Raw genomic sequence first — 15615 nt, forward strand, 5'->3', positions numbered from 1 at the left:
AAATCTCCGCGAGCCGTTCCGATCCGCGATGGCTCGGTCCCGGGCGGCCTGCGCCCGACGCCCGAACGCCCGCATGCCCCGTCCTCCTTCTCCCCGCAGCTTTGCCCGACAGCTCGATGTCGGCACGCTCGACCTCTTTGTGCTGGTGTGCGAGACGGGCAGCATCGCCCGTGCGGCCGAGCGCGCGCAACTGGTCGCCTCGGCGGCCAGCAAGCGCATCTCCGAGCTGGAGTCGCTGGCCCAGGCGCCGCTGCTGGTGCGCCATGCCCGGGGCGTGCGGCCCACGCCGCTGGGCCTTGTGCTGTTGTCGCATGCGCAGGCCATCCTGCTGGCGGTCGAGCATCTGCGCGAGGATCTTGCCGAAGCCGCCCAGGGCATCCGCGGCCGCGTGCGCGTGTGCGCCAGTGCCTCGGCGGTGGAGCAGTTCCTGCCGGCGGACCTGGCCGACTTCATGCGCCGCCATCCCGACATCCGCATCGACCTGCGCCAGGCCGCCAGCCGCGCGGTGGCGCAGGCGGTGCGCGAGGGGACGGCCGACGTGGGCGTGTGCGGGCCCAGCGACGACGTGCTGGGCCTGGAAAGCCGGCCCTACCGGCAGGAGCAACTGGTGCTGGTCGTTCCGCGCGGCCATCCGCTGGCGCGGCTCAAGCGGGTGGGCTACGCGCGCACCCTCGATTGGCCGCAGGTGGGCCTGCGCGACAGCAGCACGGTGCAGGAGGCGCTGTCGCAGGAAGCCAGCAGCACCCGCCGTGTGTTGCGCCGCCACATCGAGGTGGACAGCCTGAGCGCCCTGTGCCGCATGGTGGAGGCGGGACTGGGGGTCGGCGTGATGCCCGAAGGCGCCTTCCGCGCGCTGGCCGAAGGCACGCCCCTGCGCGCCGTGCCGCTCACCGATGGCTGGGCGCGCCGGGAGCTGCGCCTGTATGCGCAGCGTTTCGAGGACCTGCCCGCCGTGGCCCAGCGCTTCGCCGATCACGTCGCTCCCGTCTGAGGCGGCCGCAGCGAGTGACGGACACGCTGTCGCGGGTTCCGGACCTGGGCTGCCACGGTGCCACAGTCATTCAAATACCGCAAACGTCTGTTTTACATTGTCAGGAACGAGGCAAAATGTATTCAGGACGGCGCGGAAATGCCGATAAGAGAAGAAAACTCCGGATGACCGTCTGCCGGCCGCAGGCATGTCCCCCTGAAAGCCCCTGCCCTGACCGCCAGCGCCACGCCTCTTTCGATGGATCTCGACGACCCGCTGAAGCCTGACCTGGTCCATGACCTGACCGGGCCCGTGCGCGTGATGGCCGATGCGCTGGACGGATTGGCGGTGGGCTTGTGCCTGTTCGACGACCACGACCGCTGCCTGCTCTGGAACCGCACCTTCCTGCGCTTCTTTCCGGAACACGAGGGCCATGTGCATGTCGGCGAGTCGTACCGCGACAACCTGCGCCGCTTCTACGGCGTGAGGCTGGCGTCCGACGAGCGCGGCCAGCTCGACCGCTTCGTTGCCGAGGGCCTTCAGCGCCACCGTGCGCAGCACCGGCCCTTCGCCTTCGAGCACCGGGGGCGTTGCCTGTGGGTGTCGTCCCTGCCCATGCCCGGCATCGGCCGGGTGCGCATGTGGCGCGAGGAGGGCGGCGTGCAGCTGTCGGGCTCCGCCGGCACCTCGGGCATCGCCGGCCTGGACAGCCAGGCGCTGCTGGACCACATGCCGGACGGCGTGATGATCACTTCGCCCGACCAGCGCATCGTCTGGGTCAACGAGCCCTTCCTGGCGATGTACGGCCTGCGCGAGCGCCAGGCGGCCATCGGCAGCACCTTCGAGCAGGTCTTCCGCGCCGCCTGGTCGGCCACGGCGCGCGAGGGGGAGCGGGCGATGTTCGACGAGGGCGTGGCCATCCTGGGCGAGAACCTGCACTTCACCGGCGCGCCCTTCGAGCTGCCGTTGCCCGATGCGCGCTGGAGCCGGGTGATCGGCGAGCGCAGCGCCGGCGGCACCTGCTTCTTCGCCCATGTGGACATCACGCTGCTCAAGCGCCAGCAGCAGCAATTGCTGATGGCCAACTGGCGCACCTGGGAAAGCGACACGCTGCTGCGCCAGAAGTCCACCATGCTGGAAGCGGCGCTGGAGCGCATGGAGCAGGGCATCATCATGGTCAACCCCCAGGGCGTGGTGGAGGTCTGCAACAAGCGGGTGGTCGAACTGCTGGACCTGCCGCCCGAGCTGATGGCGTCGCGGCCGGCCTTTCGCGAGGTGCAGGCCATCCAGCTCGCCCAACGCGTGGCCCGCGGCATGCCGGCCGGTCTGGCGGCGCAGCCACAGGCGATTCCCTTCGACCAGCCCTACCGCTATGAACGCCAGCAGCCCGATGGCCGCGTGATCGAGGTCTACAGCGTGCCCATGGATGGCGGCGGCGCCGTGCTCACCTACACCGACATCACCGACCGCCGCCGCAGCGAGGAGCGCATCCGCTACCTCGCGCGCCACGACGGCCTGACCTCCCTGGTCAACCGCGAGGTCTTCCTGGAGCACATGGCTGGCGCGGCGCTGGCCGCCAGCCATGGCGGCGAGGGCTTCGCCGTGCACTACATCGACATCGACAACTTCAAGCCCATCAACGACCGCTACGGCCATGCGGCCGGCGACAAGGTGCTGGTGACCGCTGCCCGGCGCATGCGCGAGGTGATCGGGCCGGGCGACGTGCTGGCGCGCATCGGCGGCGACGAATTCGCGCTGCTGCAGCACGGCACCAACGCGCCGTCGGCCGCGCGCTCGCTGGCCGAGCGCATGCTGCTCGCGCTGGGGCTGCCGATGGAGGTCGACACGCAGACCCTGTCGGTGAAGGCGTCCGTGGGCATCGCGCTGTCCACCGGCGTGGGCGACGACCCGGACGAGCTGATCCGCCGGGCCGACAGCGCCATGTACCTGGCCAAGGCGCGGGGCGCCGGCGGCGTGTGCCTGTTCGGGGCGGTGGGCGGCTGGGCCGGCGAGGGCACGGACTCGTCGCCTATGTGACGCGGAAGGGGCTTTCCCGGTGTCGTGTGCCGGGGGGCGGGGCGTAGGCTGGCGGTTTTTGTCGCGACACCGCATTCCTTCACCCATGTCTGCCGACCGCCCGCACTACCGCTTCTGGCCCAAACGCCTGCCGCACGCCATCACGCTGCCCGCCACCTCGCTGTGGCACAACCTGGCCACCAGCGCGCAGCGCTATCCCGACAAGGCGGCCCTGGTCTACTTCGACCGCGTGACCTCGTACCGCGAACTGGCGGCGCAGGTCGAGGCACTGGCCGGCGCGCTGCATGCGCTGGGCGTGCGTCGCGGCGACCGCGTGGTGCTGGACATGCAGAACACGCCGCAACTGGTGGTGGCGCATTTCGCCATCCTGCGGGCCAACGCCGTGGTGGTGCCCGTCAACCCGATGAACCGGGCCGAGGAGCTCAAGCACTACATCAGCGACCCGGACGCCAAGGTCGCGATCACCACGGCCGATCTGGCGCCCGAGCTGGCCAAGGCGAGCAATGCGCTGCCCGAGGGTGAACGGCTCGCGCACCTGGTCGTCACCCAGTTCACCGATGCCTTCGATGCGGCAGCAGCAGACGGCCCGTCCATGGCGCCTGCCTGGAAGAACTGGCTGCTCACCCGCCACGAACTTCCGCGGCTCGATGGCGGCGAGGTGCACGCCTGGACCGACCTGATGGCCCGCAACGCGCCCGCGCCGGCGCACGAGGTGGGCGCCGACGACATGGCCCTGCTGCCCTACACCAGCGGGACCACCGGCCTGCCCAAGGGCTGCGTGCACCTGCACCGCAGCCTGATGCACAACGCCGTCTCGGGCCAGATGTGGGGCTGTGCCCATGCCGACACCGTGGTGCTCGCAGTGGTGCCCATGTTCCACATCACTGGCATCGTGAGCATGATGCACACCGCGATCCTGGCTGCTGCTGCGCTGGTCATCATGCCGCGCTGGGACCGCGACGTGGCCGGCCACCTCATCTCCACGCGCAAGGTCACCAGCTGGACCAACATCCCGACGATGGTGATCGACCTGCTGGCCAGCCCGCATTTCAAGAACTACGACCTCTCGAGCCTCATCTACATCGGCGGTGGCGGGGCTGCCATGCCGCAGGCGGTGGCGCAGCGGCTGCTCGACGAGTTCGGCCTGGCCTACCAGGAAGGCTACGGCCTCACCGAGACCGCCGCGCCTTCGCACAGCAACCCGCCCGACCATCCCAAGCAGCAATGCCTGGGCATGCCCTTCATGGGCGTGGACGCACGCGTGGTCGACCCCGATACGCTGCAGGAACTGCCGCCCGGGGAGTCCGGCGAGATCATCATCCATGGCCCGCAGGTCTTCGAGGGCTACTGGAAGCGACCCGATGCGACCGCATCGGCCTTCATCGAGTTCGAAGGCAAGCGTTTCTTCCGCTCGGGCGACATGGGCCGGATGGACGAGGAGGGCTACTTCTTCATCACCGACCGCCTCAAGCGCATGATCAATGCGAGCGGCTTCAAGGTCTGGCCGGCGGAGGTGGAACTGCTGATGTTCCGCCACCCGGCGATCCAGGAGGCCTGCGTCATCGCCACGCGCGACACTTACCGCGGCGAGTCGGTCAAGGCGATGGTGGTGCTGCGGCCTACGCACAAGGGCACCACCGCCGAGGACATCATCGGCTGGTGCCGCGAGAACATGGCCGCCTACAAGGTGCCGCGGCAGGTGCAGTTCCTCGATGCGCTGCCCAAGAGCGGGAGCGGGAAGGTCATGTGGCGCCTGCTGCAGGAGGCGGAGGACGGCGCGAAGTAGACATCCCGCCCCTCGATGCGGACGCCCCGTGGCGGCCGCTGCAGCACAAAAGAAAACGGCCCGCGCGAAGCGGGCCGTTCTCATTCAGGCCATGCACCTGCCGGCGGGATGCGTCAGCAGGGCAAAGGACTGATTTCAGTACGAGTTGCGATAGCCACCGCCGCCGTAGCCGCCGCCGCTGCCACGACGGTCACCGCCGCCGCCATTGCCACCGGTGCGCGGCGTCATCGGACGGGCCACGTTCACGGTCACGGCGCGGCCGTCGATGCTTTGGCCATTCAGGCCGTTGATGGCGGCCTGGGCTTCTTCGGCCGAGCCCATCTCCACGAAGCCGAAGCCCTTGGAGCGGTCGCTGTCGCGGTCGATCATGACCTTGGCCGAGTTGACGTGGCCGAATTCGGAGAAGTGACGCTGGAGGCTTTCGTCACGGGTGCTGTAGGCCAGATTGCCAACGTAGAGTCTGTTTTCCATGGGTTTCTTTCGTTCTGCCGCGTTTGAAGTTCGATGCGGCAAGGTGGGTTGAAGGGGAAGTGATCAGCGCTGCGGCGGACGCTTGCGCGGCGCGGCAGAGGCTCCACCCGAGCGTTGCTCGAGATGGCGGAAGGTGAGGCGACCCTTGTTCAGGTCGTAGGGCGACATCTCGATGGAGACCTTGTCGCCGGCCAGCACGCGGATGCGGTGCTTGCGCATCTTTCCGCCCGTGTAGCAGATGAGGGTGTGCCCGTTGTCGAGCGTGACGCGAAAGCGGGAGTCCGGCAGGACTTCTTCCACCTTGCCTTGCATTTCGATCAGTTCTTCCTTGGCCACGAAGCTCCTTGTCAGTGATGGGGTCGGTCGGCCTGTATCAGGCCAGCTGGTTGTTCAGCACGAAGTGCTGGCCCTGGGCGAGGGCATAGCGCTCGGCGTTGGCGGCGCTGTCGAATCGCGGGATGAACCGGAAGATCCGGTCGTGCATGCCGCGGCGGATGGAGACGGACGCGGCGTACTGGCCGGAGTCGGTCAGCCGCGTCAGCGGTGTGATGAGGTAGCGGCCCAACGATTGGGCGGGAATGTTCTGCATGAAATCGAAGTTCGTGATCCGCGTCCGGCGCGGACCTGCGCTGGGTGGCAAGCCGAAGGCTGCCATGCGCAGAAAAGTGAAACCCTGAGGGGTGGATCCAGCCCGCAAGAAAGGGTGATGCGGACGGGCGATGAACTCGCCGAAGAAGATGGGCGTCCGGCCAGAATTTTGGGACCGAAGCCTGGGCAGCCCGGGAAGCTGCGCGGTGCCAATCAAGGGCGAGGGCGGCGAGTACGCCCCGGCCAATCGACGGAGTATAGCTGATCTCGGCTGACTCTGCTTAAAAATCCCCGCCAGCGGCCACGGCGGGTGTTACGCTGTGTCATCGACGCTTGGAAGGGCACGAATGAACACTGCCTCGCTTTCTAGACCTCGGCAGGATGCACTGCGCATCGAGCTTCCGCGGGTGGCCAACCTTCTGCAACGCCGGCGTGCCGGCGAGATCGATGAAGCGACGATCGACGATCTGGTGGCCTTGTCCTGGCTGGAATGGATGGGTGGATCGCTCCAACTCACGACCACCGGCTCCAACATCTGCAGGCAGCAGAAGCTGAGGGAGGACTGAGCACCCCCCGGCCGTCGCATCCCCCCGCGTCGGTCCCGTCCTTCATGGCTTTGGGCGCCTTCGTGCGGCGCAGAAGGCGAGGCATACCAAAGTGGCGGCATGCAACATGGTGATCCTCATACCTCCAAGAAGGCCACACGGGTGGGCTTTGCCGTCTGGGCCTGGATCGCGGCCTGCCTGGTAGCGGTCTTCCTGGTGTGGATGTTGGTGCTGCGTCCGTGAGGCTCGGCGCGACGGCTCCCTGCGACACAAGGGTGTCAGAAATGACGGTTATGGGGGCTATCCAGTTTTTCTGTGGAAAACGTTGGGGATAAGGTGGTGGCGGCGTCGCCAAACCCCATTGTTGCGGTGTGTTTCCTTGGATTGCTGCTTATCTGAGCAGTCCGACGGGGCGCCTCGGGGCCTCTCAGCCCCGGCCGGCCCGTACCTCGGGCACCACGCGGGCATTGCGGCGGAACGTCCAGTAGGCACTCGCCCAGTCCATCAGCACGATCAGCCGGTTGCGAAAGCCGATCAGGAAATAGACGTGCACGAACAACCAGAACAGCCAGGCCGGATAGCCCGAAAAGCGCAGCGCGCCGAAAGGCGTGGGCACATCGGCCACTGCCGCGTTGCGGCCGATGGTGGCCAGGCTGCCCCAATCCTTGTAGCGGAAGGCCTGTGTGGGACGTCCGGCCCGGCGGGCAAGGATGTTGCGGGCAGCGGTGCGTCCCATCTGCTTGGCGGCCGGTGAGACGCCCGGCACGGGTCGGGGCGCCTGTCCCGGCACATGGCTCATCGCCGCCGCCAGATCGCCCACCACGCTGATTTCCGGATGACCCGGCAGGCTCAGGTCGGCCTGCACGCGGATCCGCCCCGCGCGGTCGCATTCGGCGCCGGTGGCCTCGCCGAGCAGACGCCCCAAGGGCGATGCGGCCACGCCGGCGGCCCAGATCACGCAGCGGCTGTCGATGCGGACGATGTCGCCTTCCGCACCGCCTTCGCGCACCTCCAGCCCGTGGGCATCGATGCGCGTCACCATGGCATTGAGCCGGACCTTCACACCCAGCCTTTCGAGTTGCTGCCGGGCCCGTTCGCTCAGGCGCTCGGGCATGGCCTGGAGAACGCGCCCGCTGCCCTCGACCAGCAAGACCTCGGCCGTCGACGGAACGATGCGGCGGAACTCGCCCGCCAGCGTATGCCGGGCAATCTCGGCCAGAGTGCCCGCCATCTCGACCCCCGTGGGGCCTCCGCCGATCACCACAAAGGTGAGCAGGGCGCGTCGGCGTTCGGGGTCTTCCTCGAGTTCGGCCCGCTCGAAGGCTGTCAGTACCCGGCGCCGGATCTCGAAGGCATCGGCCAAGGTCTTGAGTCCCGGCGCATCGGCCGCCCATTCGTCATGGCCAAAGTAGCTGTGCGTGGCCCCCGCGGCCACAATGAGATGGTCGTAGGAGATGGCATGGCCATTGGTGAGGTGCACGCACCTCGCTGCCGCGTCGATCCCGTCCACCTCGCCGAGCAGGGTGGTCACATTCGGCTGCTTGCGGAACAGCCAGCGTGATGGGGCCGCGATGGAGGGAGCCGCGAGCCCCGCCGTGGCCACCTGGTAGAGCAAGGGTTGGAAGAGATGATGGTTGGTCTTCTCGATCACCACGATGTCCAGCTTCTCTCCGCGCAAGGTGCGCGCGGCCTCGAGGCCGCCGAAACCGCAGCCGACGATCACCACGCGTGGAAGGGCAGGAGCGTTTTGCGTAGAAGGCATCGGGCCATTATGAAAGTGGGGGCCGGGGCGTCGGCGACGCAGGAGGGCTGCGCGCTTTCGTCCTACGTTTCGTGGCCATTCGGCCGGCTACAAACACCGATCCGCGACGGCCGGCCAGGTTGCCGGGGGCCGGAACACCCACGGAGACTCATGACTTCCACCCATCCGAGATCCGCTTTCGAGAGCGTCGATCTGCTGAAGGCGTACCGGCAGGTCCGTGCACACAGCATGGCCCTTGCAGCGCCTCTGTCCGCCGAAGACCATTGCATCCAGTCGATGCCCGATGCGAGCCCGACCAAATGGCATCTGGCGCACACCACCTGGTTCTTCGAGGCCGTGCTGCTCGATCACCATGCCGAAGGCTACCAGGCGATGGATCGGCGCTTCCACTACCTTTTCAACTCGTACTACGAAGCGCTGGGACCGCGGCATCCACGGCCACAACGCGGACTGCTGACCCGGCCTTCGCTGGACGAAGTGCTGGCCTACCGCCGCCACGTGGACGCTGCGGTGGAGACCCTGCTTTCATCGGCCGATTCACAAGCGCTGGGGCGCATCGAGCCGGTGCTCACGCTGGGTCTCAACCATGAGCAGCAGCATCAGGAGTTGCTGCTCACCGACATCCTGCATGCCTTCTCCTGCAACCCGCTGCTGCCCGCCTATCGTGCGCCCTCCGCCCCTGCACTGCGCCTCGCGGGGGCACCGCCTTCGCTGGCCTGGCTGGAGCATCCCGGCGGAATGGCCGCCATCGGGCATGACGGCGAGGGCTTCGCCTTCGACAACGAGGGGCCGCGCCATGCGGTGTTGCTGCAACCCTTTGCCATCTCCGACCGTCTCGTGACCTGTGGCGAGTTCGCGCAGTTCATCGCCGATGGGGGCTACGAGCAGGCACGCTGGTGGCTGTCGGACGGGTGGGCGGCGGTGCAGTCGAACGGCTGGCGTCACCCGTCCTACTGGCTGCCGCCGGATGATCCGCGCCTGGCCCTGTCGGGCCACCATGGCACGGCGGGCTGGCATGTCTTCGGCCTCGAAGGTGTGCGACCGATGCAGGCCGATGCTCCTGTCGCACAACTCAGTTTCTACGAAGCGGCGGCGTACGCCGAATGGGCCGGCGCGCGCCTGCCGACCGAGGCCGAGTGGGAAGTGGCGGCCACCACGCTGCCGGGTTTCTGTCAGGCCGAGGGCGCAGTGTGGCAGTGGACCCGCTCCTCCTACGACCCCTATCCCGGCTTCCGTCCGCTTCCCGGCGTGGCCGCGGAATACAACGGCAAGTTCATGGTGGGCCAGCTGGTGCTGCGCGGCGGCAGCGTGGCCACGCCGGTCGGCCATGCCCGGCCGACCTACCGCAATTTCTTCCCGCCAGCGGCCCGCTGGCAATTCAGCGGGCTGCGCCTCGCCAAGGATCTGTGATGTCTCCACCCGTTTCCCTCGCCATCCAGCCCCGCGTTGCCGACGAGGGTCGCCGCGCCTTTGCGGACGATCTGGCCACCGCGCTGTCCCAACGGCCGCGACGCATCTCGCCCAAGTGGTTCTACGACGCGGAGGGCTCGCGCCTGTTCGACCGCATCTGCGGCCTGCCCGAGTACTACCCCACCCGTACCGAGCTCTCGATCCTGCAGGGGCGCGCCGCGGAAATCGCGCAGCAGATCGGCCCCGATGCCGAGATCGTCGAATTCGGTGCCGGCTCGCTCGTGAAGATCCGCCTGCTGCTCGACGCCCTGCAATCGCCCCGCCGGTTCCTGCCCATCGACATCTCGGGCGAGCATCTGCAGGGTGCGGCGCGCCAGCTGCGCGCCGACTATCCGGGTCTGGAGGTCACACCCGTGGTAGCCGACTACACCCAGCCCTTCGAACTGCCCGAACGCCTGGCCGGTGCCGGACGCCGGGTCGGCTTCTTCCCAGGCTCCACGCTAGGCAATTTCGAGCCTGAGGAGGCGCTGGCCTTCCTGCGCCAGGCCGCCCGGCTATTGCGCGGCGGTGGCCTGCTGCTGGGCGTCGATCTGGTCAAGGATCCGCAACTGCTGCATGCGGCCTACAACGACGCGCAGGGCGTGACCGCCGCGTTCAACCTCAATCTGCTGGCGCGTGCCAACGCCGAACTGGGCGCCGACTTCGATCTGCAGTCCTTCTCGCACGCGGCCTTCTACAACGCGCCCCTGCGCCGGATCGAGATGCACCTGGTCAGCCGCCGCGAGCAGGTCGTCACCTTGCAGGGCCAGCGCCATGCCTTCGAGGAAGGCGAGACGCTGCACACCGAGTACTCGCACAAGTTCACCATCGACGGCCTGCGTGCGATGGCGGCGCGGGCGGGCTTCGGCATCGGGCCGGTGTGGACCGATCCGCAGCGACTCTTCAGCGTGCACTGGCTGCCTGCCGTTCAATGACCACGGCATAAGCCAAGCGGGCGCCGACCGGGGTTGGCGCCCGTTTCCACGTTCAGGCCGCCGCCGGTGGCCCTGGCTTCGGCAGGAGTCGCCACCGAAGCGCGCCGGCAGCGACAATCGCAGCCCGCGCCCGGCGACGGCGCGACGAACTCCTGCCGACATGAAAGCTACCTGGAACGGCGTGACCATCGCCGAAAGCGACGACACCGTGCTCGTCGAAGGCAACCACTACTTTCCCGCCGATTCGCTGCGGCGCGAGTACGTGACCTTCAGCAACAACCACACCGTGTGTCCCTGGAAGGGCACGGCCAGCTACTACTCGTTGCTGGTCAACGGCGAACTCAACCCCGAGGCGGTGTGGTACTACCCCGACCCCAAGCCCGAAGCCGAGATGGTGAAAGACCGCGTCGCCTTCTGGAAGGGCGTGAAGGTCGAGCCTTGAACAGCGCTTTCTCCCCCCTCTACACCCCGCCCGACGAACTGGCCGCCACGTTGCGGCAGGAGGGCTATGCCGTGCTCAACCCGCGCGGCGTGGCCGAGTGGCTGGATCTGCCGCTGACCGACCTGGAAGCCTTGCAGCCCGACTGGGCGCAACTGCCGCCCGATGAATACCTGAAGGACGGCGGGCGCTACCGCCGTCGTCGCCACGCCTGCTTCACCACCGAAGGCGGGGCGCTGGTGCAGGCGCCGCATCGCGCGCATTGGCAGCCGGTCGAATACAACGCGCTGCACGGCGGCATGCAGCGCTGGTTCGCGCCCATGGAGCCCGACACCGTGGCGCGACCTGCCTGGCGCCGCCTGCTGCTGAAGACGGCCGAGGCTGCGGCGGCCCTGCGCGGCGACCAGCGCTGGTACATCGAGGCGCACCAGTTCCGCATCGACACCGAAGGCGGTATCGGGCGGCCCACCCCGGAGGGCGCGCATCGCGATGGCGTGGACCTGGTGGCGGTGGCACTCGTGGGACGGCAGGGCATCAAGGGCGGCGAGACCCGCGTCTTCGAGGCGGGTGGCCGGCGCGGCGAGCGCTTCACGCTGACGGAGCCCTGGACACTGATGCTGCTGGACGATCAGCGCGTGATCCATGAATCCACGCCGATCCAGCCGGTCGCCCCCGGGACGCAGGGCTGGCGCGACACGCTGGTCATCACCTGCCGGGCCGGCGGCTTCCAGGGCGATTGATCCAGCGCAGGCTCATGGCCTGCCACCGGCCGCTGCCCCGGCGTCCTACATGGTCCCGTCAGGGTCGCAGGTTACAGTGCACCAAGGCGCCGGCGGCAAGGCCGACCGGCAGGACCAACCCACAGCGAGAGGACACCTTCATGTTCAACCACATCCTGGTTCCCATCGACGGCTCCGAGACGTCGATGCTGGCGGTGAGCAAGGCGAGCGGCCTGGCCCTGGCCTTCGGCAGCCGCATCACGCTGATCCACGTCATCGACAACTATCCCTTCATCGGCGTGGGCGCGGACTATGCCCTGGGCCAGAACGAATACCTGGCCGCTGCCACGGCCAGCGCCAACACGGCCCTGGCCCGTGGCGTGGCGGCCCTGGCCGCCGAAGGCCTGCACAGCGACCAGCGCGTGATCGACGGCCACGTGGTGCACGAAGGCATCGTGGACACGGCGAAGGCCCTGGGCTGCGACCTGATCGTGATGGGCTCGCACGGCCGCACCGGCATCGAGAAGCTGCTGCTGGGCAGCGTCACCCAGCGCGTGCTGCAGGAGGCACCCATGCCGGTGCTGGTGGTCAAGGAGCTGGAGGTCTGAGGTCTTCTTCTCCTGCGTCCTGAGGGTCCGGCGCGAAGGGTGCCGTACTTTCGATGCGCAAGGCCTCGCCGGTCATCGGATGGCGCAGTTGTAGTACGGTGGCATGCAGCAAGAGGCGTGGCGCCGCCGCGGCCACCCGCGCATTGCCGTAGAGCGCATCGCCCAGGATCGGATGGCCCAATGCTGCCATGTGAACCCGCAACTGGTGCGAGCGGCCAGTCTGCGGCTCCAGCAGCACATGGGTGCCGGCGCGTTCTGGCAACCACTGCAGCGTCCGCCAGCGGGTGAGGCTGGGCTTGCCGGCGGCGTCGACCTTCTGCAAGGGGCGATTGGGCCAGTCTGCCATGAGCGGCAGGTCGATGGTCTGCCAGTGCTTGGATTCGAGCGCGCCGTCGACGATGGCTTCGTAGCGCTTCCACACCTGCCGGCTTGCAAAGGCCTCTCCGAGCATCCGTTGGACGGCGAGGCTGCGCGCCATCAGGATCAGGCCGCTGGTGGCCATGTCCAGCCGATGCACCACCAGGGCGTCGGGCCAGCGCTGTTGGGCGCGGGCCGACAGGCAGTCCTGCTTGTCCTCGCCGCGGCCGGGCACGCTCAGCAGTCCGGCAGGCTTGTCGAGCACCATCAGGTGCTCGTCTTCGTAGAGGGCGTGGAGGGCGGCGGGGTCTTGGCTCACGGTGCGGCAGTCTAGGCGGGGAGGGCGCGGCTGCGCGCTGCCCCCTTGTCAATGCACATCGGCCGTCCGTGGAGGCTGTGCCGGAGGCGATCGCTGCGCGCCCTGGTCAGCGAAGGGCGAGGGTGCTGGGCTATGCTCGACCGAATGCCTCCCGCCCCTGCCGACATCGCCGTCGCGCCCGATCCCGCTTCGGCTCCCGAACAGGCCCGCTTCTCCGACCTCACCCGCGTCCGCCCCTTCATGCAGCTGTGGCTGGCGCGCCTGCTGGGTACCGCCGCCCAGCAGATGCTGATGGTGGCCATCGGCTGGCACATGTACGACCTCACCGGCAGCGCGTGGGACCTGGGCTTGGTGGGCCTCTACCAATTCGCGCCCGCGCTGCTGCTTGCGCTGTACGCCGGCCATGTGGTGGACCGGCTGCACCGCGGCCGCATCCTGGCGGCCTGCCTGGGCGTGCAGGGCTTGGTCGCGCTGTCGCTGCTGATCACGCACCTGGGCGGTGGCGACTCGCGCAGTCTGTTGTTGGGCCTGTCGCTGGTGCTGGGGGCGGTGCGTGCCTTCCAGATGCCGGCGCAGCAGGCGCTCACGCCGCTGCTGGTGCCGCCGCTGATGCTGCCTCGTGCCATGGCCTTCAGCTCGGCGGGGCAGCAGTCGGCCATCATCGGCGGGCCGGCCCTGGGCGGGCTGCTGTTCGTGGCGGGCATGGGCGCGGTGTATGCCACCTGCATCGGCTTCTTCATCGCGGCCGTGCTGCTGGCCGCCACCTTGCGCTACGCCCATGCGGCGCGGCCGCGCGAGCCTGTGACCACCGAAGTGCTGCTGGCCGGCGTGCGCTTCATCTGGCAGCGCAAGCCGGTGCTGGGCGCCGTCTCGCTCGACCTGTTCGCCGTGCTCCTGGGCGGCGCGGTGGCGCTGCTGCCCATCTTCGCCAAGGACATCCTGCATGTGGGCGCGTGGGGCCTGGGCCTGCTGCGCGGCGCGCCGGCGGTAGGGGCGCTGACGGCGTCCATCTGGCTCACCCGGCGGCCGGTGGAGCGCCATGTGGGGCGCACGCTGCTGCTGGCGGTGGGCGTGTTCGGGCTGTGCATGGCGGTGTTCGGGCTGTCGCGCAGCTTCTGGCTGTCGCTGGTCGTCCTGGCGATCTCGGGTGCCGCGGACATGGTCAACGTCGTGATCCGCCAGACCCTGGTGCAACTGGAAACGCCCGATGCCATGCGCGGCCGGGTGAGTGCCGTCAATTCCATCTTCATCGGGGCCAGCAACCAACTGGGCGAGTTCGAGTCCGGCGCCACCGCCGCGCTGCTCGGGCCGGTGGGCTCGGTGGTGGCGGGGGGCGTGGGCACGCTGCTGGTCACGCTGGCCTGGTTCCGGCTCTTTCCGACGCTGGCCGGGCGCGACCGCATGGGCACGGGGCAGGCGCGAGAATGACGGGCTTTCCCGTCTGCGACTGTCTTCGATGCGCACCCGTTTCATCCTGATCCACACCAGCCACGCCGGCAATGTCGGCGCCACGGCGCGCGCCATGCGGACCATGGGCTTCGACGACCTGGTGCTGGTGGCGCCGCGCTGGGACAACGTGCTGCGCCGGGAAGAAACCATCCAGCGTGCCAGCGGCGCCCTCGATGTGCTGGAGAAGGCCCGCATCGTGGCGACCCTGGACGAGGCGCTGGACGGCCTGACCCACCTGTGTGCCACCGCCATGGTCTCGCGCGACTTCGGCCCGCCCACGCGGGCACCGCGCGAGCACTTCGCCGGGCTGGTGCAGGGGGGCGAGCCGCAGCATGTGGGCCTGCTTTTCGGCTCGGAGCGCTTCGGCATGCGCAACGAAGACGTCTACCGCTGCCATGTGGCGCTGTCGATCCCGACGGCGCCGGACTTCGGCTCACTCAACCTGGCGGCCGCCGTCCAGTTGGTGGCCTACGAATGGCGGCAGGCGCTGGGCGGCTTCGAGGTGCGCTCGGCGGCACCGCTGACGCCACCGGCCGACGCCCAGGCCGTGGCCGGCATGCTGGCGCACTGGGAGCGCTCGCTGGTCGAGATCGGTTTCCTGGACCCGGCCGCCCCCAAGAAGCTGATGCCGCGCCTGGCCCAACTGTTCAACCGCGCGCAGCCGACGATGGAGGAAATCCACATCCTGCGGGGCATCGCGAAGGCGATGGCGGAGAAGCATCTGCCTCGGCGGTCGTGAGGCTATTACTTTGCACCGCCGATGGCTGCCTGCGGCAGGCGCCAGGACCTGCGCATGGAGGACGTCGGAGCGGCTGAAAGCGCGTCCAGCGGCGGGGTGTCCGGTGGTGTGAGCGAGGGATCTCGGCTCACTCGATCAAAGCATGACCAATCGCACCATGGGTGCTTCATGTCGATCTGCTCGTCCAGCCGTGGACCGAACAGTTCGGCCGTCTGTGGCTGCGAAGGCGTGGGATCCATCGGACTCCTTTGAGCGATTAGCGAGAAACCCGGCACCGCCGACCCTATTCCTTGCAAATCCCCGCCCTTCAGTTCGAAGAACTTCAAAGCGGCTCAACGGCTTGCGGGTTGTTCAGATGGTATGGGCGCCTCCCTCCTACCGCTACTTGCGCTGCTACCCGGGTGGTGCCAGATTGACGCCGCCGTCGTCAACTCCGAAGCGG

General features: G+C 68.5%; 17 protein-coding genes. 12 read left to right on the forward strand and 5 right to left on the reverse strand.

Annotated features, from left to right (window positions below):
• The first annotated feature begins 73 nt into the window (after positions 1–73).
• The 3 genes from DFR41_RS16985 to DFR41_RS16995 all read left to right on the forward strand — a co-directional run bounded on the left by DFR41_RS16985 (position 74) and on the right by DFR41_RS16995 (position 4793).
• Positions 74–991, forward strand: coding sequence for a LysR family transcriptional regulator (locus DFR41_RS16985; protein ID WP_017760757.1), 918 nt, complete (start codon positions 74–76; stop codon positions 989–991).
• A 237-nt stretch (positions 992–1228) separates the two neighbouring features.
• Positions 1229–3007 (forward strand): PAS-domain containing protein, encoded by a 1779-nt coding sequence (locus tag DFR41_RS16990; RefSeq protein ID WP_114803588.1) that lies wholly within the window; start codon positions 1229–1231, stop codon positions 3005–3007.
• Positions 3008–3092: 85 nt separating this feature from the next.
• Positions 3093–4793, forward strand: a complete 1701-nt coding sequence (locus DFR41_RS16995; RefSeq protein WP_017760755.1) for a long-chain fatty acid--CoA ligase — start codon at positions 3093–3095, stop codon at positions 4791–4793.
• Between the two features lie 135 nt (positions 4794–4928).
• Here the strand turns inward: DFR41_RS16995 and DFR41_RS17000 are convergent, their stop codons facing one another.
• The 3 genes from DFR41_RS17000 to DFR41_RS17010 form a co-directional block, all read right to left on the reverse strand.
• Positions 4929–5264: an RNA recognition motif domain-containing protein gene (locus DFR41_RS17000; RefSeq protein ID WP_017760754.1), complete on the reverse strand. Its 336-nt coding sequence runs from the start codon at positions 5262–5264 to the stop codon at positions 4929–4931.
• A gap of 63 nt (positions 5265–5327) precedes the next feature.
• On the reverse strand, positions 5328–5600 hold the full coding sequence (gene infA, locus DFR41_RS17005; protein WP_017760753.1) for a translation initiation factor IF-1: 273 nt from the start codon (positions 5598–5600) through the stop codon (positions 5328–5330).
• A gap of 37 nt (positions 5601–5637) precedes the next feature.
• Complete coding sequence (locus tag DFR41_RS17010; protein WP_043118497.1) at positions 5638–5853, reverse strand: hypothetical protein; 216 nt, start codon at positions 5851–5853, stop codon at positions 5638–5640.
• A 346-nt stretch (positions 5854–6199) separates the two neighbouring features.
• Here DFR41_RS17010 and DFR41_RS17015 point away from each other — a divergent pair, with 346 nt between their 5' ends.
• Positions 6200–6418, forward strand: coding sequence for a hypothetical protein (locus DFR41_RS17015; RefSeq protein ID WP_052383800.1), 219 nt, complete (start codon positions 6200–6202; stop codon positions 6416–6418).
• A 99-nt stretch (positions 6419–6517) separates the two neighbouring features.
• Complete coding sequence (locus DFR41_RS28185) at positions 6518–6640, forward strand: hypothetical protein (protein WP_269215190.1); 123 nt, start codon at positions 6518–6520, stop codon at positions 6638–6640.
• Between the two features lie 184 nt (positions 6641–6824).
• On the opposite strand, the gene DFR41_RS17020 is transcribed toward DFR41_RS28185, so the two are convergent.
• Positions 6825–8159, reverse strand: coding sequence for an NAD(P)/FAD-dependent oxidoreductase (locus DFR41_RS17020; protein ID WP_114803589.1), 1335 nt, complete (start codon positions 8157–8159; stop codon positions 6825–6827).
• A gap of 150 nt (positions 8160–8309) precedes the next feature.
• Here DFR41_RS17020 and egtB point away from each other — a divergent pair, with 150 nt between their 5' ends.
• The 5 genes from egtB (at position 8310) to DFR41_RS17045 (ending at position 12309) form a co-directional block, all read left to right on the forward strand.
• Positions 8310–9569: an ergothioneine biosynthesis protein EgtB gene (egtB, locus tag DFR41_RS17025; protein WP_114803590.1), complete on the forward strand. Its 1260-nt coding sequence runs from the start codon at positions 8310–8312 to the stop codon at positions 9567–9569.
• Complete coding sequence (gene egtD / locus DFR41_RS17030) at positions 9569–10543, forward strand: L-histidine N(alpha)-methyltransferase (protein WP_114803591.1); 975 nt, start codon at positions 9569–9571, stop codon at positions 10541–10543. Before egtB ends, egtD begins: the two co-directional genes overlap by 1 nt.
• Positions 10544–10703: 160 nt before the next feature.
• A complete protein-coding gene (locus DFR41_RS17035; RefSeq protein WP_076503862.1) occupies positions 10704–10985 on the forward strand; it encodes a DUF427 domain-containing protein in 282 nt (93 codons plus the stop codon).
• The gene (locus DFR41_RS17040) at positions 10982–11722 is read left to right on the forward strand and encodes a 2OG-Fe dioxygenase family protein (RefSeq protein WP_114803592.1); all 741 of its coding nucleotides are present in this window, start codon (positions 10982–10984) and stop codon (positions 11720–11722) included. The genes DFR41_RS17035 and DFR41_RS17040 overlap by 4 nt, the downstream gene beginning before the upstream one ends.
• Before the next feature lie 140 nt (positions 11723–11862).
• Entirely contained in the window at positions 11863–12309 is a 447-nt protein-coding gene (locus tag DFR41_RS17045) for a universal stress protein (RefSeq protein WP_017759115.1), read from the forward strand.
• Here DFR41_RS17045 and DFR41_RS17050 read toward each other — a convergent pair.
• Positions 12290–12934, reverse strand: coding sequence for an RluA family pseudouridine synthase (locus tag DFR41_RS17050; RefSeq protein WP_114803619.1), 645 nt, complete (start codon positions 12932–12934; stop codon positions 12290–12292). The genes DFR41_RS17045 and DFR41_RS17050 overlap by 20 nt on opposite strands.
• 291 nt (positions 12935–13225) lie before the next feature.
• Here DFR41_RS17050 and DFR41_RS17055 point away from each other — a divergent pair, with 291 nt between their 5' ends.
• Positions 13226–14413 carry an MFS transporter gene (locus tag DFR41_RS17055; protein WP_114803620.1) on the forward strand — a complete coding sequence of 396 codons (1188 nt, stop codon included), beginning with the start codon at positions 13226–13228 and terminating at the stop codon, positions 14411–14413.
• Positions 14414–14441: 28 nt separating this feature from the next.
• Complete coding sequence (locus DFR41_RS17060) at positions 14442–15173, forward strand: RNA methyltransferase (protein ID WP_017759112.1); 732 nt, start codon at positions 14442–14444, stop codon at positions 15171–15173.
• Positions 15174–15615: the final 442 nt, after the last annotated feature.

Origin of the sequence: Pseudacidovorax intermedius (assembly GCF_003350475.1) — a bacterium.
Classification (GTDB): domain Bacteria; phylum Pseudomonadota; class Gammaproteobacteria; order Burkholderiales; family Burkholderiaceae_C; genus Xenophilus; species Xenophilus intermedius.